Raw genomic sequence first — 24,037 nt, forward strand, 5'->3', positions numbered from 1 at the left:
GTCTCAGTCGGGCTGCTTCTCCAGGTGCTCGAGGACACGGGCCGAGATCCGGGCGATCGTGGCGAGCTCTTCCTCGGTGAGAGCGTCGACGAACAGTCGACGGACGTGCTCGACGTGGAGGGGCGCGGCGTCCTCGATCGCCTGGTAGCCGGCCGGGGTGGCGACGACGAAGGCTCCGCGCCCGTCGTCCGGGCATTCCTCCTTCGCCACCAGCCCGCGCTTCACCATCCGCCCGACCTGGTGGGACATGCGGCTCTTCTCCCACTCGACCAGCTTGGTCAGGTCCATGAAACGCATCCGCCCGCCGGCCTCGGTGAGCTTGGCCAGCACGATGTAATCGGCGGCGGACATACGGGAGTCGGCCTGGACCCTACGGGCGAGACGCCCGATGAGCTTCTCCTGCATGCGGATGAAACCGTCCCAGGCCGCCTGCTGCTCCGGGGTCAGCCACCGCGGGGTTGCGTTCATGGGGGAAGCGTAGCGAGATCATCGGCGCGTGCTCCATTCGGCCGGTGCCGCCTGCGCACAGCTGCAAGAGCTCACTGCCGTGGCGACACCTACACCGTCGCGCTGATGACGTTGTCGACGATGGCAGCGGTCATGGTGCGTGTGACCGCTTCGCCGGTTGCTCCGGCGCCCCAGTTGCCCTGTTCCAGCCTTTGCGCCCGGTCGATCACGATGAGTTCCAGGGGATCTCCGGGTCGAACCGGTGGAGCGTGCCATGGCCCCAGATCAGTGCGGCCAGTGCGGAGGTACGAGCGGTGGGCTCCTTGCCGTCGAGGAGGACGTCGCGGACGTCCTTGACGAGGCCGGCCCGCCGCCCGTTGTGCCCCGCGATCACGCCGTGCTCGGGGCGGAAGAGGAGGAGCAGAAGGTCCTCGGGCAGGGTCGGAGGGCCGGAGCTGTGTGGCTCGGAGGCCGCATCCGCCCGTGCCTCGACGGGTCGTTCATCGGGTTGCCGGCTCATTCGTCAGTACCTTCTTCCGCCGCGTGGATGTTGTCGGTCGATGTGGAGCACTCCGAACACACCCGGTCGACGGGTTCCGCCTCCGGGATGTCGTTCAGGGAGGCCAGTCGTTCGTTCAGGCCGGCGACGACCGTGAGGTCGTCCTCCAGGGAGAACATGGCGGCCATCGTGGCGCGCACAGTGTGTGCGTCGTCCGCGGGCGCGGACGGCGGTGCGCCCCCGGCCCGCGTGTTCTGCCGAGCCCCGCCGCCGGTCACGCCGTCACCTCTTCCAGCGGTACCTCTGCCGTCAGCCGGTACGTGCCCTCCCCGGCCTCCGCCCGCAGCGTGCCGTCCAGGACCTCCAGGTGTCCGCGGAGGCCTGCGAGTCCGAAGCCGGCGGTGCCCGGTGGTCCCACCGGGGCGCCGTCGTGCTCGACGGTGAGCACCGCCCACCGCTCGGCCACCGCTCGCGTGACCGCCAGCGTGATCTCGCACCACTGGGCGTTCCCGTACCGCAGCACGTCGGTCGTCCCCTCGCGCACCACCCGCGCCAAGGACGACCGGACGTCACCCGGCAGCTCCGGCAGGTCGGTCACGAAGATGCGGCAGCGCACTCCCGAAGCCTCGAGCACGCCCGCCACGCTCATGAGTTCGTCCCGCAGCCCGGCCTTCCGGTGTCCACGGACGGCCTCGTACGCCTCGCCCCGCGCATCCGTGCGAGACGCTGCACCTCGACCATCCGGTCCACCGCCTCCGGCCGGCCCCGCCGTGCCATCTGCACGGCCAGCTCGCTCTCGAGGGCCATCACCGTGAGCTTCCTTCCCAGCCCGTCGCGCACATCGGATTCGAACCGCAGTTGTTCCTCGGCCACGGCGAGCCGCGCTTCGGTGCCCTCGGCCCGTTCCAGCTCCCGCAGGAGTGAGAGCGACCACGCGCCGAACCGGCCGACGCACGCCGACAGCAGAAAGCCGGTCAGCATGATCACCGACGCCGACGCCACAGCTGCGCCTGTCTGACCCGCCACGGCCAGGAGGGCCGCGCCCAGGAGCACGGACGTCCCGGACACCACGGCGTAGACCCGCACCGGCACCACCATGGCGAGGGGGGTGGCGAACGGAACCGGGGCGAACAGCAGCGCCGTCCGCACCGCCCAGCCGTCCGGACCCACCAGTGCCGCGAAGCCGACGAACGTGGCCAGGAGGAGCACCAGCAGCCCCGCGCACAGTTCCAGACGGGTCCAGGGCGCGGTTCCTCTGTGCGTGTGGCAGGCCAGCGCCTGTCGGACCGCGCCGATACCGGCACCGGCCAGCGCCGATGCGACGACCGTGACCAGTCCGGCCAGTACGAGCGGGAGCGGCTGGGCCGGAACCGCGAGAAGGACGGGGATGCAGACCGAAACGAGCGGCACGAGGCCGGACGCCGCGTAGACGATGCCGCGGCCGTAGATATCCGCTCTCCCGGTCCTGGTCCGTCGCCGCCCTTCGTATCCGGGCCCGGACATCCCGCCGAAACCTCGGCCCTCGTGCTCCGCGACGGGCCGGACCGTCCGGGTCGTGCCCGCCTCACCGGGCCGGACCGTCCGGTTCATGCCCGCCTCACGTGCGCGGCCCCCGGCGGAACGTCCGCCGCGCGGCAAGGACCGGTTGTCCATGGGTGCGTCTCGTGCACTGATGACGTCCTTCCGGTAGTGGATCCCGCGGGACGGAAGGCGAGGTCAGCGACGCGGTTCCCATCGGAACATGCGGGAGGCGAGTACGAAGGCGACGACGACCCAGAGCAACGTCGGCAGCAGCAGCGGCAGGGAGTCCGCCACGGCCGCACCGCCGTTCCAGGCGTTGAGGACGAGTTCGGTGGCCGCACCGCCCGGAAGGATCCGCTTGAGCTCGGTGAGTTCCTGGGTGCCGGTGATCCCCACCCAGGTGGAGACACCGATGGCGCCGAGGCTGACGGGCAGGGTGGTCACCTGCGCGTGCTCCGGCGAGTTCGTCAGCCCTGCCGTGGCCAGGCCCAGGGCGAGCATCATGGCCACGGTGGAAGCGACCGCCGCCGCGAGCAGCGGGACGCTCTCCGGCGCTCCGGTGACAGCGGCCAGCACGGCGAGGATGACGACCACCTGCACGATCGCGAGGACGGTGACCGGGAGCATCAGCCCGACGAGAATCGCCGCGTCACTCGCCGGGGTGCTGCGCAGCCGCTTGAGGAAAAGGTTCTGGCGCCGCGAGGCCAGTGTGGTCACCGTGGTGGTGTAGAGCCCGAAGGCCGCCACGGTGAACATCACCACCGCGGCGATGTATCCGAGGCTGCCCAGGTCGGCGAAGACCTCGTGCCGGTAGACGAAGAAGGCGCACGGCGCGACCGGGATGACGAAACTGGTCAGCAGCACCAGCCGGTTGCGGAAGATCTGGATCAGCTCGCTGAGAGCGATGGAGAGCATCGTGATCTTTCATTTCTGTGTGGTTCCGGCGCATGGGGGTCAGGAGCGGCCGCCGCCGGTGGTCGGCCGGAGGCCCCGGTGCATCAGTCGCTGCTGATCGCCCGGAAGACGTCGTCGAGCCGGGTCGGTCCGGCTTCGAGATCGCGCAGTTCGACTCCGTTGGAGTGCGCCCAGCCGAGCAGGACGTAGAGGTCCCGCGGCAGGTCGAAGGTCTCGATCAGGAACCGCTTCCCGTCGCCGTCGCCGTCGGCCAACAGCGGCAACGGCGCCGGCGCGGGCGCCGCCAGGGAGAAGCGGATGGTGGCCGGCAGGGTCCGGGTCAGCTCGGAGACGGTGCCTTCCTGGTGGAAGGCGCCCTTGTGCATGAGCCCGATGCGGTCGGCGTGCTGCTGGGCCTCCTCCAGGTAGTGGGTGGTCAGCACCACGGTGGAGCCGTCCTCGCGCAGTTTGTCCACGGACCGCCACAGGGCGTCGCGGGACTGGATGTCCAGACCGGTGGTGGGCTCGTCGAGGAAGATCAGCTCGGGCCGGCCGTAGACGGCGGTGGCGAAGTCCAGACGCCGCTTCTCTCCTCCGGACAGCTGGGACACCTTGGTGTCGGCCTTGCGCTTCAGATCGACGATATCGAGCACGCGTTCGACAGTGTCGGCGCGTCGGGACAGCGTGCCGATCAGCGTCACGGACTCCTTCACCGTCAGGTCTGGGGAGAATCCGCTCTCCTGCAGCATGATGCCCATGCGGGAGCGCACGGCCCGCCGCTCCCGCGGGCTGCGCCCGAAGACGCGCACGGTGCCCGAGTCGGCCACACGGTGACCCTCGACCGTCTCCAGGGTGGAGGTCTTGCCGGCCCCGTTGGTTCCGAGCAGCGCGTACAGCTCTCCCTTCCGCACCTGGAACGAAAGGTCCTTCACGGCGTGGAAGCCGCCGTAGCTGAGGTTGAGCCGGTCAACGTCGATGACGGTCGTGGAGGTCATGTACCGATTGCACACGAGGCTCGGGATGCCCGGCAGTGGCGTGGTGTCACCGGCGGTCGGTGACATTTGTCGGGGTGCGGGCATGACGTGGTGTCACTGGCGGCGCCCGAGGAAACGCGGAACACTTCAAGACCGGCCCCACCGTCCGATTCCGGAGAGAGCTCCCGTGGACATCCGGTCCCAGCGCGTCCTGCCGCCGAGCAGCACCGCCGCCGTCACCCTCCGGCGTCTCGGCGCCGGTCCCTGTCCTGGTCCCATGGAGCCATGGCTGGACGGCCGGCGGATCCCGCGGTGACGTCGAGGCGGGCCGGCGCCGTGACGACCGGACCCCGTGCGCAGACACGTGAGCGGCTGCGCCGGCTGAACGTCGTCACGATGGCCGTCGTCACCCTCCCGGCCGGGACGCTGGTCGTGGCCGTCACCGCCCGGACCTGGCCTCAGGCGGTCGTCCTGGGCGCCGGCGCGATCGCCGCGTTCATCGCCTCCGTGCGGTGGACGGCGGTCGGCATCCCGCGCGTCGTTCGACCGTGCCTGGCGGTCACGGCGGCCGTGTGGGTCGTCGGCGCGCTGGTGGTCGACGCCCACGCCGCGTTCTACGGTGTCGCCGTCGTCGGCTCGCTCTACGCCCCGAAACTGCGACACCGACGCGTCGTGGCCGGAGTGGGACTGGTCGTCTTCGTCGCCCTCGTGGGCGCGGTGAAGGCACTCACCGCGCCGGACGGCGCGACGGACGTCCTGCTCCTGTTCGTCCTGCTCCCGACGGGCGTCACCGTGGTGATGGTCGGCAGCCTGTTCGCCGGCCAGGTCTACTACGACCTCGTCGAGGAACTGGAGGACGCGCGGGAACGGGAGGCGGAACTCGCCGTCGTGAAGGAACGCATGCGGTTCGCCAGCGATCTGCACGACATCCAGGGGCACACCCTGCACGTGGTGAAACTGAAGATCACCCTGGCCGAGAAGCTGCTGGGGACCGACGTCGGGCGCGCGGGAGAGGAACTGAGCGAGGTGCGCGTCCTCGTCGGCGACACCATCGCCCAGACCAAGGAGCTCGCCCACGCACAGCGACGGCTCAACCTCTCCGCCGAGCTGGAGAACGCCAAGAACCTCTTCGAGGCCGCCGGCATCCACGTCCGGGTCGAGCGGGAGGCCGACGTCGACGAGCGGGCCAACGAGCTGCTCGGCCAGGTACTGCGCGAGACGACGACCAACATCCTGCGCCATGCGCAGGCCACGTACGTGAGGATCACACTCTCCGAGGCGGGCATCGCCGTCCTCAACGACGGCGCGGGCACCACACCCCTGACCGGACTCGGCGGACTGTCCACGCTCAAGGAGCGCGTCGCCGACAACGGGGGCGAACTGACGGCCGAGAAGAGGGACGGGCGCTTCCTCACCCGCGCCCGGTTCCCGAGCGGGAGGTCGGACGGATGACGACGGTGGTACTGGCGGACGACGAGGCCCTGCTGCGCAAGGCACTGGCGGCGCTGCTGACCCTGGAGGGCGAGATCACCGTGCTCGCCGAGGCTCAGGACGGCGAATCCGCGGTCCGGGCGACTCTCCAGCACCGGCCCGACGTGCTCGTCATCGACCTCGAGATGCCCGGGGTGGACGGTCTGGGCGCGGTCGCCGAGATCCGCCGTGCCCGGCCTGACCAGGTGATTCTCATGCTGACCCGGCACGCGCGGCCGGGCGTGCTGCGCAAGGCCCTGAAGCTCGGCGTCCAGGGCTTCGTCAGCAAGTCGGCGGAGCCGGCGCACATCACCGCCGTGATCACCACCTTGCACGCGGGCAAGCGGTGGATCGACCCCGACGTCTCCGCGCTCGCCGTCGTCGACGACTGCCCGCTCACCGGCCGTGAGGTGGACGTCCTGCGCGGTACCCGCGACGGCTACTCCGTCGCCGACATCGCGGCCCGCCTGCACCTGGCCGAGGGCACCGTACGCAACTACCTGTCGAACGCCATGCAGAAGACCCAGACCCGCACCCGCCACGAGGCGGCGCGCTACGCGTGGACGCACGACTGGCTGTAGTCGGCCGGTTCGGGCCTCCGCGTAACCGGCGCCGACGTCGCCACGCGTGAGGCGGACCCCTGCACGCCGGAAGGGCCTCCGGCCGGGATGTGCCGGCCGAAGGCCCTTCCTGTGCCGCCTGCAGGTGAAGGGTGAGAAGACGATCACGAGCAGGACGTCATGCGGCCCCCGCGGTCAGGGGTTCAGCAGCAACACGTCGGTGCGGGCCTTGGCGGCCTCGAGGCGCCTGGCCACGTCCTGCCAGTCGACGACGGCCCACATGGCTTCGATGAAATCGACCTTCTGGTTCTTGTACTGCAGGTAGAAGGCGTGCTCCCAGGCGTCGAAGACCAGGATCGGGGTGGAGCCCTGGCCGACGTTGCCCTGGTGGTCGTAGACCTGCTCGACGATCAGCCGGCCGCTCAGCGGCTCGTACGCCAGGACGCCCCAGCCCGACCCCTGGGTGGTCGCGGCGGCCTTGGTGAGCTGCGCCTTGAAGTGGGCGAAGGAGCCGAAGGAGTCGGCGATCGCGTCCGCGAGGCCGCCGACACCGTCGGCGGCCAGGGGCTCGCCGCCGCCGTCGCCGCTCATGTTGTGCCAGTAGATCGAGTGCAGGATGTGGCCGGACAGGTGGAAGGCCAGGTTCTTCTCCAGGCCGTTGATCGAGCCCCACTGCTCCTTGTCCCGTGCCTCGGCGAGCTGCTCCAGCGTGTCGTTGGCCCCCTTGACGTACGCGGCGTGGTGCTTGTCGTGGTGCAGCTCGATGATCTCCGGACTGATGACCGGGGCGAGCGCCGAGTAGTCGTAGGGCAGCTCCGGGAGCGTGTACACCGCCATGTCCAAGATCCTCCGACGTCATTACGCGCACTGTGCGGCTGCGCGAGCTTGTTGCACACTTGTTGCAACAACATAGCACTGGCAGGAGGCTCTCCATGGGACATGGGAACGGCGGTGACCGACCGGTGGCCGACGGCATCCGCGTGCACCGGGACGCCGGGATACTCACGCACAGCGAGTCACTGCGTGCCGTGTACGTCGACGCCTTCTCCGCCCCGCCCTGGCGCGAGGACGAGGCGCGTGCGACCGGGTTCGTCTCCCGGCTGTCGGCGGACGTGCGGCGTGCGGGGTTCACCGCCGCCATCGCGGTGCACGACGGGGAGGCCGTCGGTTTCGCCACCGCGTGGACCACACCGGCGCCCTTCCCCACCGACCGCTGCTATCCCCAGGTGGCCGCCGGCCTCGGCGACGACCACACCGCCGAATGGCTCTGCGGCGGCCGGGAAGTCGACGAACTCGCGGTCCGGCCCGTCGCCCACGGCACGGGGCTCGCGGGCCGTCTCCTCGACGCGGTGACCGCGGACGCGCCCGAGGGTCGGGCATGGCTGCTCACCTCGGTCCGGAACGGACGGGCCATGGCCTTCTACCGCCGCCGCGGGTGGACGCAGGCCACCCACCCCTCCCCCGGCGGCAAGGGCGTCGTCGTCTTCCTCGGCCCGCACCACCCGGCCCGGTCCCTCGCGCCGCCTCCCCTGTGAGTCTCCGTCCGGGTCGGCGACCTCACGTCCGCCGTCAGTCCGTCTCCTGGACGTGGGGGGCCGTCGCGGGAGGATGGGTGGGACGGTCCCGTCCGCCGTCACGGCCGGACACCACCACGACGACGAGCCCGACGACGACGGCCCCGACGGCGACCCGTCCCCCCAGCCGCAGCCACCATCCCGGCCGGCCGGCGCCCCCGCCACGTGGACCCAGCCGTTCCGCCCGCCGGGCCGGCCTCAGGAGACGCAGCGACAACAGCGCCGCCACCGGCAGTTGCAGCAGCCACAGCACGGTGCGCGGCCACTCCCCGTACCAGACGTTGGTCCCGTACAGCAGCGTGTGCCACACGCTCAGCACGTACACGACGATCACGAAACGGTGCAGCCGGCGCCAGGTGTTCGCCCCGATGCGGTGCCGGACGTAGAACAGCAGCCCCAGCGGGATCGCCAGGTAAAGGGCGCCCTGACCGATCGGGATGGCGACCTGGCCGGTTCCCGAGTCGTACCAGCCCGGCACGAAGGTGTCCGCGAAGGCCACCCACAGCCGCTCCGCCCAGTCCACCCGCGTCTCGTAGCGGACGAGTTCCGCCGCGAACATCAGCGCATGCGCGAACATGAGCGCCGTGGTCGTCAGGCTCGTGGTGCGGTGCCAGCGCTCCAGCACCTGGCGGGAGACCGGCAGCCGGGCGGGACGCGGCCCCGACAGCAGCAGTCCCAGCACGACCGTGCCCCACGCCCACAGCAGGGCGGACCAGCCGAACGCCTGGCTGAGCAGGTACATCCAGTAGGTGCCGGGATCGTCCATGAACGGCATGACCGCGACGGTGTCCGAGGCTCCCGACTCCATACGCGCCCACAGGAGGGCGAACACGAGCACGGTGACCACCACCGCCGCGGTGGCGTCGGGCAGGGCGGCCCGCACGTCACCGCGCAGTGCGACGCGGTCACCCGGAGGCCGCCGCCCTGCGGGCGTGGTCACCGCCCCGTCCTCGTCCGGCCGCACGTCCGACGTCATCAGGAGCCTCCCGAGCACGGGTCACCGCGGCAGCGGTGCGCATGTGGCGTGAGACAACAAGTCTGGCTGACGCGGGGGTGATCTCCGGAGCCCTTATCCGGCCAGAGCAGTGGCGGGAAGCGGGCGGCGCCGCACGTCGTTCCGCCGTCGGCCGGGCACGGCGTGCGACTCCGCGGCGGCCGCTCTCAGCAGACGCCGTCCCCCGGCTTGGGGTTGCCCAGCCCGAACAGCGGTCGCAGCTTCAGGCCGGCCCAGGTGCCCAGGAGGGCGGTTGCGCCCCAGATCCAGCCGTGCAGGCTGCCGGAGGCGATGCCCGCGAGGTACGCGCCGATGTTGCAGCCGCCCGCCAGCCGGGCGCCGATGCCCATCAGCACCCCGCCCAGCACCGCGGCGACCGCCGTCCGCCACGGAACGCCGCGGTGCAGCGCCCACGTGCCGCCGAGCGCCGCGGCGACGGCCGCGCCGATCATGATGCCGATGTCGGTGAGGCTGGTCCTGTCGGCGAGGACCGGCCCGGCGAGCATCTCCTTGTTTCCGGGCTGCTGCCACCATGTCCACCCCTCGGGATGGCCTCCGAGCGCCCCCACCAGCTCCGATCCCCACAGGCTGAAGGCACTGGTGACGCCCCACGCGCCGCCGGAGACGAGCAGCACGCCTGCGCCCAGCACGGCCAGCGCCAGGGCGCCGACGGCCAGCGGCCAGGAACCGCGCAGCACGCGGGCGGCACCGCGCGCGGAGGGGACGGCGCCGATGGGCGGCGGGTTGCGGCGGGCCTGTACGGCACGGGTGACCACGACGATGGCGGCGAGCGCGATGATCGTCACCGCCCAGGAGCCGAACCAGCCGATGTGGTCGGCCATGACGACCGGTTCCAGGGCGGGCAGGTCCTTCCACAGGTCGAACTGCCAGGCGGCCAGGGTCGCGCCGCCGATGAAACCGCCGAGGGTGAGCAGGATCGACGTCTGCCCCGAGCCCACGGCGAAAAGGGTGCCGGAGGCGCAGGCGCCGCCGAGCTGCATGCCGACGGCGAAGACGAACGCGCCGATCAGCAGTCCCGCACCCAGGGGTCCGGCCGACGGTGCCGGCACGGATCCGAACAGTCCGGTGCCCGTGCCGATGATCAGGGCGAACAACGTCGCCGTGGTGCCGAGCAGCAGGGTGTGGGCCCGCAGATTGGCGCCGTTGCCGACGGCGATCAACTGCCGCCAGGCGGAGGTGAAGCCGAAGCGGGAGTGGAACAGGGCGGTCCCCAGGCCGAGGCCGAGCAGCAGCAGGACCCCGGGCTCGGCCCCGTGGGCGGACCACACGAAGGCGGTCAGTGCCGCGGCGAGCAGCCCGGACACCGCGAGCGGACCGCGGCGCACCGGCGGCGCGGGGGGTGCCGGCGGCTGCGGGACGGAGGTCGGTGACGGGGGCAGCAGTGCGGCGGTCTTCGCCGCCCGGGGGGACGGGGCGATGGTCACAGGTGGACTCCGGGAGGTGGACGAGTCGGGGTGGGGCACGACACGTGCGGGAGGCCGGGGGCAGCGCCGCGGCTCGGGCGGCGGCGCACGGCACGGGGAACGGGCCGGTCCGGCTCAGCGGCGACAGAGGCCGTCGTCGACGCACCACGCCGAGTTCGCCATCAGGGCGAGGCACAGCAGGCGGGCGGGTGCGGACATGGATCCAGAATAAGATCGGTTTTCCACGTTCCGATTTCGGATCTCAGCATGTGAACGTTGCGTGCGCCACACATCCTCCCTCGGCCAGGACGCCGGAGTCTTCGCCCGGCGGGCGCTGGAGTCTTCGCCCGGCGGACGCTGGTGGGGCGGGCGGAGTGACCGGAGGCGGGCGGAGTGACCGGGTCCGACGCACACCGGCCCGCGACAGCACAAGCGCGGGGGTCACCGCCGACAGGACGGTGACCCCCGCGATCACACGAGGAGAGGTGGAGGTCAGACGCGGGACCAGCGCTGGTTGTTTCCGCCCCCGCAGCTGTACAGCTGGATCTGCGTCCCGTTGGCCGTGCCCGCGCCGACCGCGTCGAGGCAGCGGCCGGACTGGACGCCGACGATGGTGCCGTCGGAGTTCAGGCGCCACTTCTGGTTGTCGCCGCCCCAGCAGCTGTAGATCTGGACCCTGGCGCCGTTGCCGGTGCCGGCCGCGTCCAGGCACTTGTTGCCGTAGACCCGCAGCTCACCGGAGGAGGTGAGCTCCCACGACTGGTTGGTGCGGCCGTTGCAGTCGTACAGCTGGACCTGGGTGCCGTCGGAGGTGCTGGCGTTCGGCACGTCCAGGCAGCGGCCAGAGCCGACGCCCCTGATCGCGGCGCCGTCACCCGGCTCCGGGTCCGGGTCCGGGTCCGGGTCGCCGCCGGTGCCCGCGTTGAGGGCGTTCAGCACGGCGCTGTACGCCTGCTTCTTGCTGCCGTCGTTGTTGAACAGCAGCGGCGTGTGCTCCGAGCGCCACGAGTCCATGTCACGCACGCCCCAGACGGTCACGCCGAGGCAGCGGGAGACGGCGAGGCAGTCGTTGACCACGGCGGCGTAGGTGTTCGGCGAGGCGCCCTGGATGTCCAGCTCGGTGACCGCCACGTCGACACCGAGCGCGGCGAACTGCTGCAGCGTGGTGCGGAAGTTGCTGTCGTACGGGCTGCCGCTGTTGAAGTGCGACTGGAAGCCGACGCAGTCGATCGGCACGCCGCGCTGCTTGAAGTCCCGGACCATGCGGTACATGGCCTGGGTCTTGGCCCAGTTCCAGTTCTCGACGTTGTAGTCGTTGTAGCAGAGCTTGGCGGCCGGGTCGGCGGCGCGCGCCGTACGGAAGGCCACCTCGATCCAGTCACTGCCGGTGCGCTCGAGGTTGGAGTTGCGCCTGGCTCCCGAGTTGCCGTCCTCGAAGGCCTCGTTCACCACGTCCCACTGCGCGATCTTTCCCTTGTAGTGGGCCATCACGCCGTTGATATGGCCGATCATCGCCTGGCGCAGATCATTGCCGCTGAGGTTCTGCATCCAGCCGGGCTGCTGGGAGTGCCAGGCCAGGGTGTGACCGCGCACCTCCTTGCCGTTCTGCACGGCCCAGTTGTAGATGCGGTCGGCGTTCTGGAAGTTGAACTGACCGCGCTGCGGCTCGGTCGCGTCGATCTTCATCTCGTTCTCGGCGGTCACCGAGTTGAACTCGCGGTTCGCGATCGACTGGTACGTCGAGTCGCTGAGGCGGTTCGCGGCGATGGCGACACCGAAGTAGCGGCCGCTCTGCGCCGCCGCGGCACCGAGGGTGCTCTCGGCGGCCTGGGCCTGGGGGGGCGGTGCGGCCACCGCGCCGGCGAAGCCGAGGGCGCCGACGAGCAGCGCCGGCAGCAGGACTCGGAACTTCCGCCGGCCGGCGGATCTGGGGAGGGCGTGAAAGCCCATGACTGTGCCTCCAAGGCAGAGGAGAGGGACTCACCGTGCACCGCACCGCGGCTCTGGTGCGGCGTCGCCCGCACGTGACGTGCGGGACTCCGAGAACTCGCCTGGTTCGCGGGACTCACGGGATCCGCGGGGCGAGCTTGTTCGATGAATCGAACAGTGGTCGGTTTGCCAAACAGATGGTGGAGGGTTGATGACGACCCGTCAAGCCCTCCGGCAGAAAGAGTTTCTGCCTCCCCTACGAATGTTTCGGATCGCCACTCTGGCCGGTCACAGGCCTTGACCGGCCGCCCCGGGCTCCCTAGCTTGTGGCGACACGTGACCGGGATCGATCCGAAACATTCGACGCGTTCGATTCCGGTGCGCCTGCCGCTCCCCCCTGTCCGGCGACACCTCACCCCCACTTCCAGGAGGTACAACATGTGGCTCCGCCACGCGTCCCCGGTCCGTCCGAGACGCCTGCTCGCCGTGCTCGCCCCCCTGTTGCTGCTGGCCGCGTTCGTCGGCGCCCAGCCGGCCGAGGCCGCGACCGTGGACACGAACGCCTCGTACGTACTGGTCAACCGCAACAGCGGCAAGGCGCTGGACGTCTACAACCTGGCCACGAACGACGGTGGCCGGATCACTCAGTGGGCGAGGAACGACCAGGCGCAGCAGCAGTGGCAGTTCGTCGACTCCGGCAACGGCTACTACCGCATCAAGTCGCGCCACTCCGGCAAGGTGCTCGACGTCTACAACTGGTCGACCGCCAACGGCGGTTCGATCGTGCAGTGGACCGACCTGAACGCCGCCAACCAGCAGTGGCGGCTGGCCGACAGCTCCGACGGCCACGTCCGTCTCATCAACCGGAACAGCGGCAAGGCGCTCGAGGTGCAGGGCGCGTCCACCGCCGACAACGCCAACGTCGTCCAGTACGACGACTGGGGCGGAGCCAACCAGCAGTGGCAGCTCGTCAAGGTGGGTTCGGACCCCGGCGACCCCGGCGACCCCGGCGCCTGTGACCTGCCGTCGAGTTACCGCTGGAGCTCCAGCGGCGCGCTGGCGCAGCCCCGCTCGGGCTGGGTGTCGCTGAAGGACTTCACCGTCGCTCCCTACAACGGCAAGCAGCTGGTCTACGCGACCACGCACGACACCGGGACGCGGTGGGGGTCGATGAACTTCGGCCTGTTCGGCAACTGGTCGGAGATGGCCTCGGCCTCGCAGAACGCGATGAACAGCTCGACGGTCGCGCCCAGCCTCTTCTACTTCGCGCCGAAGAACATCTGGGTGCTGGCCTACCAGTGGGGCTCGACCGCCTTCTCGTACCGCACGTCGACGGACCCGACGAACCCCAACGGCTGGTCGTCCGAGCAGGTGCTGTTCTCCGGGAGCATCTCCGGCTCCGGAACGGGACCCATCGACCAGGCACTGATCGGTGACGACAGGAACATGTACCTGTTCTTCGCCGGCGACAACGGCAAGATCTACCGGGCGAGCATGCCGATCGGGAACTTCCCGGGCAGCTTCGGCTCGAACTCGACCGTCATCATGAGCGACACGACGAACAACCTGTTCGAGGCGCCGCAGGTCTACAAGCTGAAGGACCAGAACCGCTACCTGATGATCGTGGAGGCGATCGGTTCGCAGGGCCGCTACTTCCGGTCGTTCACCGCGACCAGCCTCGACGGCACGTGGACGCCCCAGGCCGCGACCGAGAGCAACCCCTTCGCCGGCAAGGCGAACAGCGGCGCCACCTGGACGAACGACATCAGCCACGGCGAGCTGCTGCGCACCAGCGCCGACCAGACGATGACCGTCGACCCCTGCAACCTGCAGCTGCTGTACCAGGGCCGCAGCCCCAACTCCGGAGGTGACTACGGCCTGCTGCCCTACCGTCCGGGTCTGCTGACGCTGCGGCGCTGACCGGCCCGCGGGCAAGGAGACCTGTTCCGAGGGGGAGCCGGTGCGGCGGTCCGGGCGTGAGGCCCGGACCGCCGCACCGCTGTGCTCAGCGCCCGCCTTCCGGGGTCTCCTCCGCGCCGTCCTGAGCGACGAGGCAGCGGCGCACCAGGGTCAGGGTGCGCCGCGTGACGGTCTCCAGGGGGGCGCCGGACTCGACGGCCGCCAGGGCCGTGTGCAGCATCCCGGCGATCAGGTCCGCCGTGAGCTCGGGTTCCGGGACGCCGAGTTCGCGGACGGCGGAGCGGAACGGCTCGACCTGCTCCCGGTGCAGTTCCATCAAGCGTTCCAGGCAGGCGGGCGGGAGGCCGGCGTTCATGAGAGCGGCGGCAGGGCGGTGAGCGCCCTCGGCACCGAGGCGAAGGCTCTCCCGGAAGAACGCCTCGACCCGCTCGACCGGGCCCCGGGCGGCGGCGGTGGCGCGGGTGAGGGCCTCGTTGGAGCGCCGGAACGCTTCCTCGGTGACCGTGGCCAGCAGGGCCGCCGAGGAGTCGAAGTACTGGTAGACGCTGGAGCGGGCCAGGCCCGCCCGGGCGCCGACCGCCGCGGGGGTGACGGCGGCGGCGCCCTCGGCCACCAGAATGTCGATCGCCGCCCCGATCAGCGCCTCGCGCTGCTGCGCACGGTGTTCGGCGACGGTGGAGGCGTTGATCTTCGGCATACGGGCGGAGCTCCTGAGGGACGGACGGTGCCGGGGGCGGGACGCCGGCCGCCGTCCCCGGTCAGGACAGCCGGCCGTCGACCATCTCGTGCACCCGGTCGGCGGCGTCCATTATCGCCGTGTCGTGGGTGACCATGACGGTCGCGGTGCCGTGCCGGTGCGTCTGCTCGGCGATGAGCCGCACCGCTTCCGCGGATCGCTCGCGGTCCAGCGCCGAGGTGGGCTCGTCCACCAGCAGGACGGCGGGCGAGGTCATCAGCGCTCGGGCCAGGCCGGCGCGCTGGCGTTCGCCACCGGACAACTGGTGCGGGCGGGAGCCGGCGCGGTGCCCCAGGCCGACCGCCTCGATGAGTTCGTCGGCCCGGGTCCGGGCCGCGCCGTCCAGGCGTCCGTCGATGTGCAGGGGCAGCAGGAGCTGCTCCCGGACGGTCAGGGACGGGAGCAGGTTCGACTGCTGGAAGACGAAACCGATGTGGCGCCGGCGGGCCGCCGTGCGTTCCTTGTCGGACAGGGCGGTCAGCTCGGTGCCCGCGATGTGCACCGCGCCCGAGGTGGGCCGCTGGAGGCCGCCGGCGACGGCCAGCAGGCTGGACTTGCCGGAGCCGGACGGGCCGACGACGGCCACGAACTCGCCTGGCGCGACAGTCAGTTCGACGTGGTCGAGGGCGGCGACGGCGGTGTCGCCGTCACCGAGGGTGAGGCTGACGTCGTGCAGGCGCAGCCCGTCGGAGCCGGCGGCGTCCGGGGTGGTGCGGTGGTCGGTGGAGGGCGTGGTCATCGGGTGGCTCCCAGGGCGGTCAGCGGGTCGACGGCGGTGATACGGCGGACGGCGACGGCGGCGCCGACGGTGCCCAGGCCGATGAGGAGGCCGGCGGAGGTGGCGATGGCGGGGGCGGACAGGGAGAACGGCGCCTTGCCGATCATCGCGCTGCCCAGGGCCAGGCCGACGGCGGTGCCGGCGGCGGTGGCGACGACGAGGACGGCGACGACCTGGGCGAGCGCGTCGCGCAGGATGTAGCGGGTGGGGGCGCCCAGCGCCTTCAGCAGGGCGATCTCCGGCTTGCGCTGCACGGTCCAGACGGTGAAGAAGGCGCCGACGACGAGGGCGGAGATGGCGTAGAGGAAGCCCTTGATGAGCGCCATGGTGCTCGACTCGGCGGTGTAGCCGGGGGACGCGCCGTAGGTGGTCTCCTTGTCGTCGGCGCGGGTGCCGGTGGCCTTCTCGACGGCGGTGACGTCGGCGCCGTCCTCCAGGGTGAGGGCGACGGCGGTGGCCTGGCGCTGTGCGGCCTCGGGCAGCTCGCCCGGCAGGCCGTAGTGCACGTGGCGCCAGGTGTCGAGGTCGGCGTAGGCGACGCCGATGTGGCCGTAGGAGACGGTGTCGTCGACGAGGCCGACCACCGTGAGCGTGACCTCGCTCTTGTCGGCGGTCAGGACGTCCCCGACACGCACGCCCAGGTCGACGATCTCCTGGGTGATGACGATGCCGCCGTCACCGCCCTTCAGGCCTTCGCCCTCGCTGGGGCTCGGGGCCAGGGGCGAGTCGGGGGCCATGCCGAAGACGGCGAGGTTGACCTGCTCGCCCTTCTCCTTGCCCTGGGTCACCTGGGCGTTGACGAGCGTGTTGCCGAACGGTTCGGCCCGCTCCACTCCGGGGGCCTCGGCCCAGGCTTCCCAGTCGTCCTGCTCGACGGTGGAGCGGGAGAACTGCTCGCTGGTCGCCTTCTCGTCGAAAGCCATGTGGGTCACGGGCAGGGCGCGCAGACCCGAGATGCCGGCGTCCGCCAGGCCGGAGGCGAGTCCGGAGAGGAGGACGCCGAGGACGGCGATGAGGGCGACGACGGCGCCCATCAGGGCGAAGCGGCCGCGGGCGAAGCGCAGATCGCGTAGGGCAAGGAACACGGAAACTCCGGGCGACGGGGGTGAGGAGAGCGCGGCGCCGGGCACGCACGCCCTTTACTGGCACTTGACGACACGAGCGTCGGCATCCTATCGGACGTTCCCGACACGCGTGTCGGCACCTCCCCGCGCTCCGGGTCGGCCCTTTTGATCGATCACCCACCACCCCTTGACACCACCCGCAGCCCCTCGTCACTGTAATGACGATTCTAGAACGTAACTTCTAGTTTTCGTCGATGGAACGCGGCTGGCCGGCGTTCCGCCTCCTCCTTTGCGGACCCCGCCCCGGCACCGGTCCGCGCTGTCCCGGAACAGGGGAACTCGTATGAGGATCACCGACCACATCCCGCAGGAGAGAATGAGCGGGCTGCAGAAACGCGCCGTCGTCATCGCGATCACCCTGGTCGTGCTCGACGGTTACGACGTCTCCCTCACGTCGTTCGCCGCGCCGTACATCGAGAGTGGTTTCGGCGTCTCGAAGGCGCAGCTCGGACTGGTCATGTCCGGCGCCCTGATCGGCATGCTCGTGGGCTCGATCATCGTCGCGCCGCTCGCCGACCGCATCGGCCGGCGCAAGATGGGCGTCATCGCCACCACGACGATCGCGGTGGGCATGTTCATCGGCCCGTTCGCCACTCCGGAGACCGGAACCTGGCCCCTGGTGCTGAGCCGCATCGTGACCGGCGTCGGGGTCGGCTGTCTGGTGGCCGTGGTCGGCGTCATCCTCGCCGAGTACACGGGCAAGCGGGCGTACGCCCTGGTGATGGCCGTCTACGCCGCAGCCATCAACATCGGCGGACTGCTCGGATCGATGATCGTCGGCCCGATGCTCGACGAGCGGGGCTGGCAGTTCGGCTGGTGGATCGGGTTCGTCCTCAGCGCGATCGCCGCCGTCGCCACGTACGCGCTGCTGCCCGAGTCGCTCGCCTGGCTCTCCGAGGGCCGCCGCCCCGACTCCTTGGAGCGGCTCAACGCGCTGCTGGCGAAGATGCACCGGCCCGCGCTGTCGACGCTCCCGGAGCCGGAGTCCACGGGGACCAAGCCGAAGGGCTCGCTGCGCACCGTCTTCACCGGCCGGACCGGCCTCTACACGCTGCTCATGATCGTCGGCTACGTCGCGTACATGCTCAGCTTCTACTTCATGACCAACTGGGCCCCGAGCAGCGTGGCCTCGGCCAACGACAACCCCGCGCTGGCCCCGCAGCTCGTCACCGCCTTCAGCATCGGCGGCATCCTCGGCAACGTCCTCTTCGGGTACCTGGGCGGCAGGATCAGCATCCGCGTCCTCGCCCCGGTCTTCCTGCTCCTGGCCACCTTCACGCTGTCGCTGTTCGGCGTCGTCGGCTCCCAGATGCCCACCGCCTGGTGGACCCTGTTCGCCGCCTCCTTCTTCGTCTGCTCGGGCACCGCGGCCTTCTACTCGATCGTCCCGACGCTCTACCCGACGCTGGCCCGCTCGACCGGCTTCGGTGTGGTCATCGGCGTCGGCCGGTTCGGCGGCATCGCCGCCCCGGTCATCGGCGGCGCGGCCTTCGACGCCGGCTGGGGCATGGGCGCGGCCTTCACCGTCTTCTCCCTGCCGATGCTGATCGCAGGCGTCAGCATCATCGCCCTCCACCTGGCCCAGCGCCGCTCCGACGCGGACGAGGCCCAGCGCCCCGAACCCGCCCTCACCGGTACGTCCGCGTAGCGGCCGTCCGCACCTCCCAGAAAGGAACCAGCTCCATGCCGCTGGCCGTCGCAGCGCTCTCCCACGCGCCGTCCTTCGGCAACGTCGACCCGGGCGGGGAGACGTTCGCCGAGATCAATGCCGCCATCGACGAGGTCAGGGAGTTCGTCTCCGCCTACGACCCCGACCTGGTCGTGGTCTTCGGGCCCGACCACTTCAACGGCCAGCTCTACTCGCTGATCACCCCGTGGGTCATCGGGGCGGCCGCCGAGGGCGTCGGCGACTACGGCACCACCGCGGGGCCGCTCCCCGTCGACGCCGACGCCGCCCGTGCCCTGCACTCGGCCGTCCTCACCGAAGGCATCGACATCGGCCGCAGCGAGCGGATGACGGTCGACCACGGCATCGTCCAGCCCCTGGACTTCGTGTTCGGCAAGGACTTCGCGCAGCCGATCGTGCCGGTGTTCGTGAACGCGATCGGCCTGCCCCTCTCCCCCATGCGGCGGGTGCGCCTGATGGGCGAGGCGTTCGGCCGGGCCGCCCGGACCCTGGACAAGAAGGTGCTGTTCCTCGCCTCGGGCGGCATCTCCCACAACCCGCCGATCCCCCGCTGGGAAGGCGCCCCCGGCACCGTGCAGGAACGCCTGATCGCCTACGCGCCCTCCCCCGAGGAGCGGCACGAGCGCGAGCAGATGATCGTCAAGGGCATCCAGGCGATCGCCGACGGCAAGGCTCCGAGCGACCCGCTGAACGAGGAGTGGGACAAGCTCGTCCTCGACACGTTCCGCTCCGGCGACCTCACCCCGGCCGACGGCTGGGAGAACGGCTGGTTCGTGGCGGAGGGCGGCTCGGCCGCGCACGAGATGCGCAGCTGGATCGCGGCCTACGCGGCCCTGTCGACCGCAGGCCCCTACCGCTTCGCCGTCGACCGGTACTGGGCGGTCGAGAAGTGGGGCGCGGGCTTCGCCGTGCAGGCGGCGGTGACGGCATGAGCGGGGCGGAGAGGGCGCACCTGGCGACCCTGTGGGAAGAGATCGCGGACCTGGAGCACGCGCTGCGGTACGTGGACGCGGGCGGCTGCCGCACCCGGGTCCTCGACATCGCCGGGGCGTCCCCGGACGCGCAGACGGTCGTCCTGGCCAGCGGCACCAGCGGTCACATCGAGGCGTGGACGCAGAACGTCCGGGCGTTCGCCGAGGCGGGGTTCCGGGTCGTCGGCTACGACTACCCGGGCCACGGGTACACCGCGCTCGCCGATCACCCGCTCGAGATCGCCGACTACGAGGAGCACCTGCTGGCGCTGCTCGACGCGCTGGAGCTGGACCGGGTCCATCTCGCCGGCGAGTCGCTCGGCGGCTGGCTGGCGCTGAAGTTCGCGCCGAAGCACCCCGAGCGCCTGCGCACGGTGATCCTTTCCGCGCCGGGCGGCCGGGTGATCGGCGAACCGCAGCTCGACCGGACCCAGTCGGTGAGCGCGAAGGCGGTGAGCGAGCCGACCTTCGAGAACGTGAAGAAGCGCCTCCAGGTCGTGATCCACGATCCGCGGAACATCACCGACGAGCTGGTCCGCGTACGCCGGGCGATCTACGCCCGCGACGGCTTCAGCATGGCGAACGTGTCCGCCCTGCGGGAGCCGGAGCGGCGGTGGCGCAACCGCGTGACCGACGACGACTTCGCGGCCGTACCGGTCCCCGCCCTGATGGTGTGGACCGACAACGAGCCGACCGGCGACGAGGCCGAGGGCGCGCGCCTGTGCGGGCTCATACCGGACGGCGAGTACCTGCTGGTCCGCGGCGCCGCGCACTGGCCGCAGTGGGAGGGGGCCGCCGAGTTCAACGCCGCGGCCGTCGCCTTCCTCCAGAAGCACGCCTGACGACCGGAAGCATGCCTGACGAAAGGACCGGAGTGAGCGTCACCCGGGAGACCATCAACGAGATCGCACGCGAGCTGTTCGAGGCCAAGCGCGGCGTGTACACCGTGCCGTACGTGAGCCCCCGGCTGCCCGAGCGCGACCTCGACTCCGCCTACGCGATCTCCGCCGAGTTCGCCGCCCTCCGCGAGCGCGAGCTGGGGGTGAGACGGGTGGGCCGCAAGGTCGGCCTGACCAACGCCCTGGTGCAGCGGCGCGTGGGCATCAACGAGCCGGACTACGGGATCATCCACGACGACATGGTGCACGCCTCGGGCGTACGCCTGCCGCTGTCCGCGTACAACCGCCTGCTGATCGAGGCGGAGGTCGCGTTCGTGCTGAAGAGCGACGTCACGGATGCCTCCCGGGCGAGCGTGGAGGCGGCGATCGACTACGTGACGCCCGCGTTCGAGGTCGTGGACTTCCGCTACGCCGGCTCCGTCGGGCAGATCGTCGACACCATCGCGGACAACGCCGGGTGCAGCGGGGTCGTCCTCGGCGAGGAGCGGCACCCGTACGGGGAGGTCGACCTGACCCGGGCCGAGATGGTCATCACGGGTGGCGGCAAGGAGATCACCCGGGGTGTCGGCAGCAACGTGCTGGGGGACCCGGTCAACGCGGTCGTGTGGCTGGCGGAGACCGCGATCCGCACGGGCGAGCCGCTGCGCGCCGGAGAAGTGCTGCTGTCGGGCTCCATCGGCTACATCGAGCCGTGGCCCGCCGACGTCGAGTGCGTCGCCACCGTCACCGGGCTGGGTCGCGTGGTCGCGACCGCCGATTCGAAAGGCTGAGCATGACTGACTACCGCCCCGTCGACGCGGCCACCCGCGTCGAGATCGAGCAGCTCATAGCGGAGATGCTGTACCGCCTGGACCACAACCGGGCCGACACGACCTGGGAGCTGTACACCGAGGACGGCGTCTCCGTCGGCCCGATGGGCGACATGGACCGTGAGGCCATGAAGGCGTGGGGCGCCAAGCGGGCCCGGCAGACGGACGTCGTCGGCCGTCACCACATCGGCGGGATCCGTCTGGTGCGGGCCGCGGACGGGGACGAGGTCGAGGGCACCGTGCAGTACCTCACCTTCCGCGACACGAACGAGCCGCAGACGCTGCCCGCGTCGGTCGGTGAGTTCCGCGAGCGCTACCGCAAGGTCGACGGCCGGTGGCTGTTCGCCCGCCGGGAGATCGTGCCGGTCTTCGGCGGCCGGGCCGCCGCGGCCCACGCGGCGCGCGTGGCCGCACAGGAAGGGCCGGCACGGTGAAGCGGGAAGCTCTCGGCGGCGACAGGCACCCGGTGCTGTACCACCAGACGGTGCCGTCGTTCTCGATCCCGGAGTGGGCGGTGGCCGCCGGGTACGACGGCGTGATCCTGGACCTCCAGCACGGCGAACTGGGGCTGGAGGCGGCTTGCGGGATCCTGCGCTCCCTCCCCCGGGACAACGCCTACGCGTACGCCCGGGTGGGCTCGCCGGACCCCGCGCCGGTCCTGCGGCTCCTCGACAGCGGAGCCCGCGGGATCGTCGCGCCGACCGTAGAGTCCCGGTCCGAGGCCGAGGCGCTGGTCGCCGCGGTCAAGTACCCGCCGGCCGGCAACCGCAGCCTGGGCCCCTCCCGGCCCGCGCTGTACCCGGGTGACTCGTACACCGAGGCGGGCAACCGGGCGGTGTCGGCCGTCGCGCAGATCGAGACGAGCACCGGGGTCGACCGGGCCGAGGAGATCGTCTCGACGCCCGGCCTGGACTCGGTCTACATCGGCCCTGCCGACCTCGCCGTCTCCTACGGCCTCCCCGGGCGCGGCGACTGGGACGAGGGTCCGGTGCGCGAGGCGGTCTCCCACATCCGTGAGGTGACGCGCGCGCACGGCGTCACCCTCGGCATCTACTCCGGCCGTCCCGAGTACGCGGCCGGCCTGTTCGCCGACGGCCTCGTCGACTACGTCGGCCTCGGCATCGATCTCGTCCTGCTGAACCGCGCGTTCGGCGACACCATCGCCGGGCTGGGCCCGGCCCGATCCGCACGGAGCACCACATGAACAAGGCCTGCGACGTCCTCGTCGTCGGGGCTGGTCCGGTCGGTCTGACCCTGGCCAACCTGCTGGGGCAGCAGGGCGTCGACGTCCTCCTCGTCGAGCGGGAGCACGAACTCGTCGACTACCCGCGGGCCGTGGGCATCGACGACGAGGCACTGCGCGCGATGCAGACCGCCGGGCTGGTCGACGAGGTGCTTCCGCACACCATCCCGGACCAGAAGATCTACATGATCAACGGTGCCGGGGCGATCCTGTCCGAAGTGAACCCGACGACACGCGAGTTCGGCTGGCCGCGCCGCAACGGCTTCGTGCAGCCGCTGGTCGACCGGGTGCTGCTCGCCGGTCTCGACCGCTTCCCCAACGCCGCCGTGCGGTTCGGCGCCGAGGTCGTGGACCTGACCGAGGACGCCGACGGCGTGGTCGCCACGCTCGCGGACGGCGGGACGGTGCGCGCGCGGTACGTCGTCGCGGCCGAGGGCGGGTCCTCCCCCACCCGCAAGCGCCTCGGCATCTCGTTCGAGGGTGAGACCCGGCCGACCGACGGCATCGTGATCGACGTCGCCAACGACCCGATCGGCACGCCCCACGCGGTCTTCGGCGGTGACCCCGCCCGCAGTTACGCCTCCATCGCGCTGCCGCACGGCATCCGCCGCTGGGAGTTCACCCTCTTCGAGGACGAGGGCGAGGCCGACGTCGAGGACGACGCGTTCGTCTTCGGCCTGCTCGCGCCCCATGTGCCGGACCCGTCGAAGCTGGACATCATCCGCCGCCGCGTCTACCGCCACCACGCCCGGATCGCGGGCCGTTTCCGGCACGGGCGGATCTTCCTCGCCGGTGACGCCGCCCATGTCATGCCCGTGGTCGGCGGGCAGGGCTGGAACTCCGGGATCCGCGACGCCTTCAACCTCGGCTGGAAGCTCGCCGCCGTCGTCAAGGGGCTGTCGGCCGACGGTCTGCTGGACACGTACGAGACGGAACGGCTCGGCCACGTCACGCAGATGGTGGCGGTCTCCCTCCGGATGGCGAAGGAGATGACCGACCACGACCCCGAGAAGGCCGCCGAGCGCGACCGGATCGCCGCCGCCCGCACCCCGGAGGAGCGGGAGGCGCAGAAGCGGCAGGCGTTCAAGCCCCAGCCGAAGTTCGATGATGGGGTGGTGGTGCACACCCCGCTGCCGGTGTCCAAGTCGCTGCCCGTCCGCGACGTGCCCCGGCTGGCGGGCACGATCTTCCCGCAGCCGAACGCCACCGACGCGGACGGCGTCGAGATGCTGCTCGACGAGGCGACCGGTCAGGGCTGGCGCGTCCTCACCTGGAACAACGACCCGACGGCGTTCCTCTCCGCCGGGCGGCGCGCGGCGCTGGACCGGCTCGGCGCCCGTCTCGTGCAGGTGGTGCCGAAGGCGCAACTGCCATGGGCACGCAAGCGGACCACGTCCGGCGTCACCGTCGTCGGCGACCTCGGGGGCGAGGCGAGCCTCCAGGCATGGTTCGACGCGCGGCCGGTGGGGGCCGTGATCCTGCGCCCCGACCATGTGATCGCCGCCGAATGCCTGACGCAGGAGCTCGACGACGTCGTGGCGCGCGTCCTCGAGGCCGCCTGCGCCGTGTGACGCGACGAGGGCA

Annotated in this window: 25 protein-coding genes; 11 read left to right on the top strand and 14 right to left on the bottom strand. The window is 71.2% G+C overall.

From position 1 onward, the window contains the following. Positions 1-3: 3 nt before the first annotated feature. From ACF1AG_RS17840 to ACF1AG_RS17870, 7 genes are all read right to left on the bottom strand, one after another. Positions 4-468, bottom strand: a complete 465-nt coding sequence (locus ACF1AG_RS17840; protein WP_359601886.1) for a MarR family transcriptional regulator — start codon at positions 466-468, stop codon at positions 4-6. A 205-nt stretch (positions 469-673) separates the two neighbouring features. Then, positions 674-967 carry a hypothetical protein gene (locus ACF1AG_RS17845; RefSeq protein ID WP_391810017.1) on the bottom strand — a complete coding sequence of 98 codons (294 nt, stop codon included), beginning with the start codon at positions 965-967 and terminating at the stop codon, positions 674-676. Further along, positions 964-1,125: a hypothetical protein gene (locus tag ACF1AG_RS17850; protein ID WP_391810018.1), complete on the bottom strand. Its 162-nt coding sequence runs from the start codon at positions 1,123-1,125 to the stop codon at positions 964-966. The genes ACF1AG_RS17845 and ACF1AG_RS17850 overlap by 4 nt, the downstream gene beginning before the upstream one ends. A gap of 95 nt (positions 1,126-1,220) precedes the next feature. Beyond that, on the bottom strand, positions 1,221-1,595 hold the full coding sequence (locus tag ACF1AG_RS17855; protein WP_391810019.1) for a hypothetical protein: 375 nt from the start codon (positions 1,593-1,595) through the stop codon (positions 1,221-1,223). Then, entirely contained in the window at positions 1,592-2,536 is a 945-nt protein-coding gene (locus ACF1AG_RS17860) for a hypothetical protein (protein WP_391810020.1), read from the bottom strand. Before ACF1AG_RS17860 ends, ACF1AG_RS17855 begins: the two co-directional genes overlap by 4 nt. Positions 2,537-2,662: 126 nt before the next feature. Then, the gene (locus ACF1AG_RS17865; protein WP_359601890.1) at positions 2,663-3,382 is read right to left on the bottom strand and encodes an ABC transporter permease; all 720 of its coding nucleotides are present in this window, start codon (positions 3,380-3,382) and stop codon (positions 2,663-2,665) included. A gap of 83 nt (positions 3,383-3,465) precedes the next feature. Next, positions 3,466-4,356 carry an ABC transporter ATP-binding protein gene (locus ACF1AG_RS17870; RefSeq protein ID WP_391810021.1) on the bottom strand — a complete coding sequence of 297 codons (891 nt, stop codon included), beginning with the start codon at positions 4,354-4,356 and terminating at the stop codon, positions 3,466-3,468. Between the two features lie 315 nt (positions 4,357-4,671). Between ACF1AG_RS17870 and ACF1AG_RS17875 the strand changes: the two genes are divergently transcribed. Continuing rightward, on the top strand, positions 4,672-5,787 hold the full coding sequence (locus ACF1AG_RS17875) for a histidine kinase (RefSeq protein ID WP_359601892.1): 1,116 nt from the start codon (positions 4,672-4,674) through the stop codon (positions 5,785-5,787). Then, positions 5,784-6,386, top strand: coding sequence for a response regulator (locus tag ACF1AG_RS17880; RefSeq protein WP_391810022.1), 603 nt, complete (start codon positions 5,784-5,786; stop codon positions 6,384-6,386). The genes ACF1AG_RS17875 and ACF1AG_RS17880 overlap by 4 nt, the downstream gene beginning before the upstream one ends. A gap of 174 nt (positions 6,387-6,560) precedes the next feature. On the opposite strand, the gene ACF1AG_RS17885 is transcribed toward ACF1AG_RS17880, so the two are convergent. Further along, positions 6,561-7,202: a superoxide dismutase gene (locus tag ACF1AG_RS17885; protein ID WP_359748602.1), complete on the bottom strand. Its 642-nt coding sequence runs from the start codon at positions 7,200-7,202 to the stop codon at positions 6,561-6,563. Positions 7,203-7,327: 125 nt separating this feature from the next. Between ACF1AG_RS17885 and ACF1AG_RS17890 the strand changes: the two genes are divergently transcribed. After that, positions 7,328-7,900 (top strand): GNAT family N-acetyltransferase, encoded by a 573-nt coding sequence (locus ACF1AG_RS17890; protein ID WP_359607552.1) that lies wholly within the window; start codon positions 7,328-7,330, stop codon positions 7,898-7,900. 34 nt (positions 7,901-7,934) lie between these two features. On the opposite strand, the gene ACF1AG_RS17895 is transcribed toward ACF1AG_RS17890, so the two are convergent. The 3 genes from ACF1AG_RS17895 to ACF1AG_RS17905 all read right to left on the bottom strand — a co-directional run bounded on the left by ACF1AG_RS17895 (position 7,935) and on the right by ACF1AG_RS17905 (position 12,307). Further along, positions 7,935-8,915 (bottom strand): ferric reductase-like transmembrane domain-containing protein, encoded by a 981-nt coding sequence (locus ACF1AG_RS17895; RefSeq protein WP_391810023.1) that lies wholly within the window; start codon positions 8,913-8,915, stop codon positions 7,935-7,937. A 185-nt stretch (positions 8,916-9,100) separates the two neighbouring features. Continuing rightward, a complete protein-coding gene (locus tag ACF1AG_RS17900; protein WP_359607546.1) occupies positions 9,101-10,378 on the bottom strand; it encodes a YeeE/YedE family protein in 1,278 nt (425 codons plus the stop codon). A 471-nt stretch (positions 10,379-10,849) separates the two neighbouring features. Beyond that, the gene (locus tag ACF1AG_RS17905) at positions 10,850-12,307 is read right to left on the bottom strand and encodes an endo-1,4-beta-xylanase (protein WP_391810024.1); all 1,458 of its coding nucleotides are present in this window, start codon (positions 12,305-12,307) and stop codon (positions 10,850-10,852) included. A 417-nt stretch (positions 12,308-12,724) separates the two neighbouring features. Here ACF1AG_RS17905 and ACF1AG_RS17910 point away from each other — a divergent pair, with 417 nt between their 5' ends. Next, positions 12,725-14,206, top strand: a complete 1,482-nt coding sequence (locus ACF1AG_RS17910) for a non-reducing end alpha-L-arabinofuranosidase family hydrolase (protein WP_359607542.1) — start codon at positions 12,725-12,727, stop codon at positions 14,204-14,206. A gap of 85 nt (positions 14,207-14,291) precedes the next feature. On the opposite strand, the gene ACF1AG_RS17915 is transcribed toward ACF1AG_RS17910, so the two are convergent. From ACF1AG_RS17915 to ACF1AG_RS17925, 3 genes are all read right to left on the bottom strand, one after another. Next, positions 14,292-14,903: a TetR/AcrR family transcriptional regulator gene (locus ACF1AG_RS17915; protein ID WP_359604675.1), complete on the bottom strand. Its 612-nt coding sequence runs from the start codon at positions 14,901-14,903 to the stop codon at positions 14,292-14,294. 61 nt (positions 14,904-14,964) lie between these two features. After that, positions 14,965-15,681 (bottom strand): ABC transporter ATP-binding protein, encoded by a 717-nt coding sequence (locus ACF1AG_RS17920; RefSeq protein WP_359604673.1) that lies wholly within the window; start codon positions 15,679-15,681, stop codon positions 14,965-14,967. Continuing rightward, the gene (locus tag ACF1AG_RS17925; RefSeq protein WP_391810025.1) at positions 15,678-16,805 is read right to left on the bottom strand and encodes an ABC transporter permease; all 1,128 of its coding nucleotides are present in this window, start codon (positions 16,803-16,805) and stop codon (positions 15,678-15,680) included. Before ACF1AG_RS17925 ends, ACF1AG_RS17920 begins: the two co-directional genes overlap by 4 nt. Before the next feature lie 322 nt (positions 16,806-17,127). Here ACF1AG_RS17925 and ACF1AG_RS17930 point away from each other — a divergent pair, with 322 nt between their 5' ends. The 7 genes from ACF1AG_RS17930 to ACF1AG_RS17960 are packed head-to-tail and all read left to right on the top strand — an operon-like array spanning position 17,128 to position 24,024. Continuing rightward, complete coding sequence (locus ACF1AG_RS17930; protein ID WP_359604669.1) at positions 17,128-18,492, top strand: MFS transporter; 1,365 nt, start codon at positions 17,128-17,130, stop codon at positions 18,490-18,492. Positions 18,493-18,527: 35 nt separating this feature from the next. After that, complete coding sequence (locus ACF1AG_RS17935) at positions 18,528-19,463, top strand: 3-carboxyethylcatechol 2,3-dioxygenase (protein WP_391810026.1); 936 nt, start codon at positions 18,528-18,530, stop codon at positions 19,461-19,463. Continuing rightward, a complete protein-coding gene (locus ACF1AG_RS17940) occupies positions 19,460-20,344 on the top strand; it encodes an alpha/beta fold hydrolase (protein WP_359604665.1) in 885 nt (294 codons plus the stop codon). The genes ACF1AG_RS17935 and ACF1AG_RS17940 overlap by 4 nt, the downstream gene beginning before the upstream one ends. A gap of 11 nt (positions 20,345-20,355) precedes the next feature. Further along, positions 20,356-21,171: a 2-keto-4-pentenoate hydratase gene (locus tag ACF1AG_RS17945; protein WP_391810027.1), complete on the top strand. Its 816-nt coding sequence runs from the start codon at positions 20,356-20,358 to the stop codon at positions 21,169-21,171. Between the two features lie 2 nt (positions 21,172-21,173). Then, complete coding sequence (locus ACF1AG_RS17950; RefSeq protein WP_359604661.1) at positions 21,174-21,644, top strand: nuclear transport factor 2 family protein; 471 nt, start codon at positions 21,174-21,176, stop codon at positions 21,642-21,644. Beyond that, the gene (locus tag ACF1AG_RS17955) at positions 21,641-22,414 is read left to right on the top strand and encodes an aldolase/citrate lyase family protein (protein ID WP_359604659.1); all 774 of its coding nucleotides are present in this window, start codon (positions 21,641-21,643) and stop codon (positions 22,412-22,414) included. The genes ACF1AG_RS17950 and ACF1AG_RS17955 overlap by 4 nt, the downstream gene beginning before the upstream one ends. Next, positions 22,411-24,024 (top strand): bifunctional 3-(3-hydroxy-phenyl)propionate/3-hydroxycinnamic acid hydroxylase, encoded by a 1,614-nt coding sequence (locus ACF1AG_RS17960; RefSeq protein WP_391810028.1) that lies wholly within the window; start codon positions 22,411-22,413, stop codon positions 24,022-24,024. The genes ACF1AG_RS17955 and ACF1AG_RS17960 overlap by 4 nt, the downstream gene beginning before the upstream one ends. Positions 24,025-24,037 lie beyond the last annotated feature (13 nt).

This window comes from Streptomyces sp. NPDC014764 (assembly GCF_043082785.1).
Taxonomy (GTDB): domain Bacteria; phylum Actinomycetota; class Actinomycetes; order Streptomycetales; family Streptomycetaceae; genus Streptomyces; species Streptomyces althioticus.

What these genes read in the sequence shown, in the direction of transcription:
- ACF1AG_RS17840 (WP_359601886.1), bottom strand. Translation starts at nt 468, where the DNA reads ATGAACGCAACCCCGCGGTGGCTGACCCCGGAGCAGCAGGCGGCCTGG.
- ACF1AG_RS17845 (WP_391810017.1), bottom strand. Translation starts at nt 967, where the DNA reads ATGAGCCGGCAACCCGATGAACGACCCGTCGAGGCACGGGCGGATGCG.
- ACF1AG_RS17850 (WP_391810018.1), bottom strand. Translation starts at nt 1,125, where the DNA reads ATGTTCTCCCTGGAGGACGACCTCACGGTCGTCGCCGGCCTGAACGAA.
- ACF1AG_RS17855 (WP_391810019.1), bottom strand. Translation starts at nt 1,595, where the DNA reads ATGAGCGTGGCGGGCGTGCTCGAGGCTTCGGGAGTGCGCTGCCGCATC.
- ACF1AG_RS17860 (WP_391810020.1), bottom strand. Translation starts at nt 2,536, where the DNA reads ATGAACCGGACGGTCCGGCCCGGTGAGGCGGGCACGACCCGGACGGTC.
- ACF1AG_RS17865 (WP_359601890.1), bottom strand. Translation starts at nt 3,382, where the DNA reads ATGCTCTCCATCGCTCTCAGCGAGCTGATCCAGATCTTCCGCAACCGG.
- ACF1AG_RS17870 (WP_391810021.1), bottom strand. Translation starts at nt 4,356, where the DNA reads ATGACCTCCACGACCGTCATCGACGTTGACCGGCTCAACCTCAGCTAC.
- ACF1AG_RS17880 (WP_391810022.1), top strand. Translation starts at nt 5,784, where the DNA reads ATGACGACGGTGGTACTGGCGGACGACGAGGCCCTGCTGCGCAAGGCA.
- ACF1AG_RS17885 (WP_359748602.1), bottom strand. Translation starts at nt 7,202, where the DNA reads ATGGCGGTGTACACGCTCCCGGAGCTGCCCTACGACTACTCGGCGCTC.
- ACF1AG_RS17895 (WP_391810023.1), bottom strand. Translation starts at nt 8,915, where the DNA reads ATGACGTCGGACGTGCGGCCGGACGAGGACGGGGCGGTGACCACGCCC.
- ACF1AG_RS17905 (WP_391810024.1), bottom strand. Translation starts at nt 12,307, where the DNA reads ATGGGCTTTCACGCCCTCCCCAGATCCGCCGGCCGGCGGAAGTTCCGA.
- ACF1AG_RS17910 (WP_359607542.1), top strand. Translation starts at nt 12,725, where the DNA reads ATGTGGCTCCGCCACGCGTCCCCGGTCCGTCCGAGACGCCTGCTCGCC.
- ACF1AG_RS17915 (WP_359604675.1), bottom strand. Translation starts at nt 14,903, where the DNA reads ATGCCGAAGATCAACGCCTCCACCGTCGCCGAACACCGTGCGCAGCAG.
- ACF1AG_RS17920 (WP_359604673.1), bottom strand. Translation starts at nt 15,681, where the DNA reads ATGACCACGCCCTCCACCGACCACCGCACCACCCCGGACGCCGCCGGC.
- ACF1AG_RS17930 (WP_359604669.1), top strand. Translation starts at nt 17,128, where the DNA reads ATGAGGATCACCGACCACATCCCGCAGGAGAGAATGAGCGGGCTGCAG.
- ACF1AG_RS17935 (WP_391810026.1), top strand. Translation starts at nt 18,528, where the DNA reads ATGCCGCTGGCCGTCGCAGCGCTCTCCCACGCGCCGTCCTTCGGCAAC.
- ACF1AG_RS17940 (WP_359604665.1), top strand. Translation starts at nt 19,460, where the DNA reads ATGAGCGGGGCGGAGAGGGCGCACCTGGCGACCCTGTGGGAAGAGATC.
- ACF1AG_RS17945 (WP_391810027.1), top strand. Translation starts at nt 20,356, where the DNA reads ATGCCTGACGAAAGGACCGGAGTGAGCGTCACCCGGGAGACCATCAAC.
- ACF1AG_RS17950 (WP_359604661.1), top strand. Translation starts at nt 21,174, where the DNA reads ATGACTGACTACCGCCCCGTCGACGCGGCCACCCGCGTCGAGATCGAG.
- ACF1AG_RS17960 (WP_391810028.1), top strand. Translation starts at nt 22,411, where the DNA reads ATGAACAAGGCCTGCGACGTCCTCGTCGTCGGGGCTGGTCCGGTCGGT.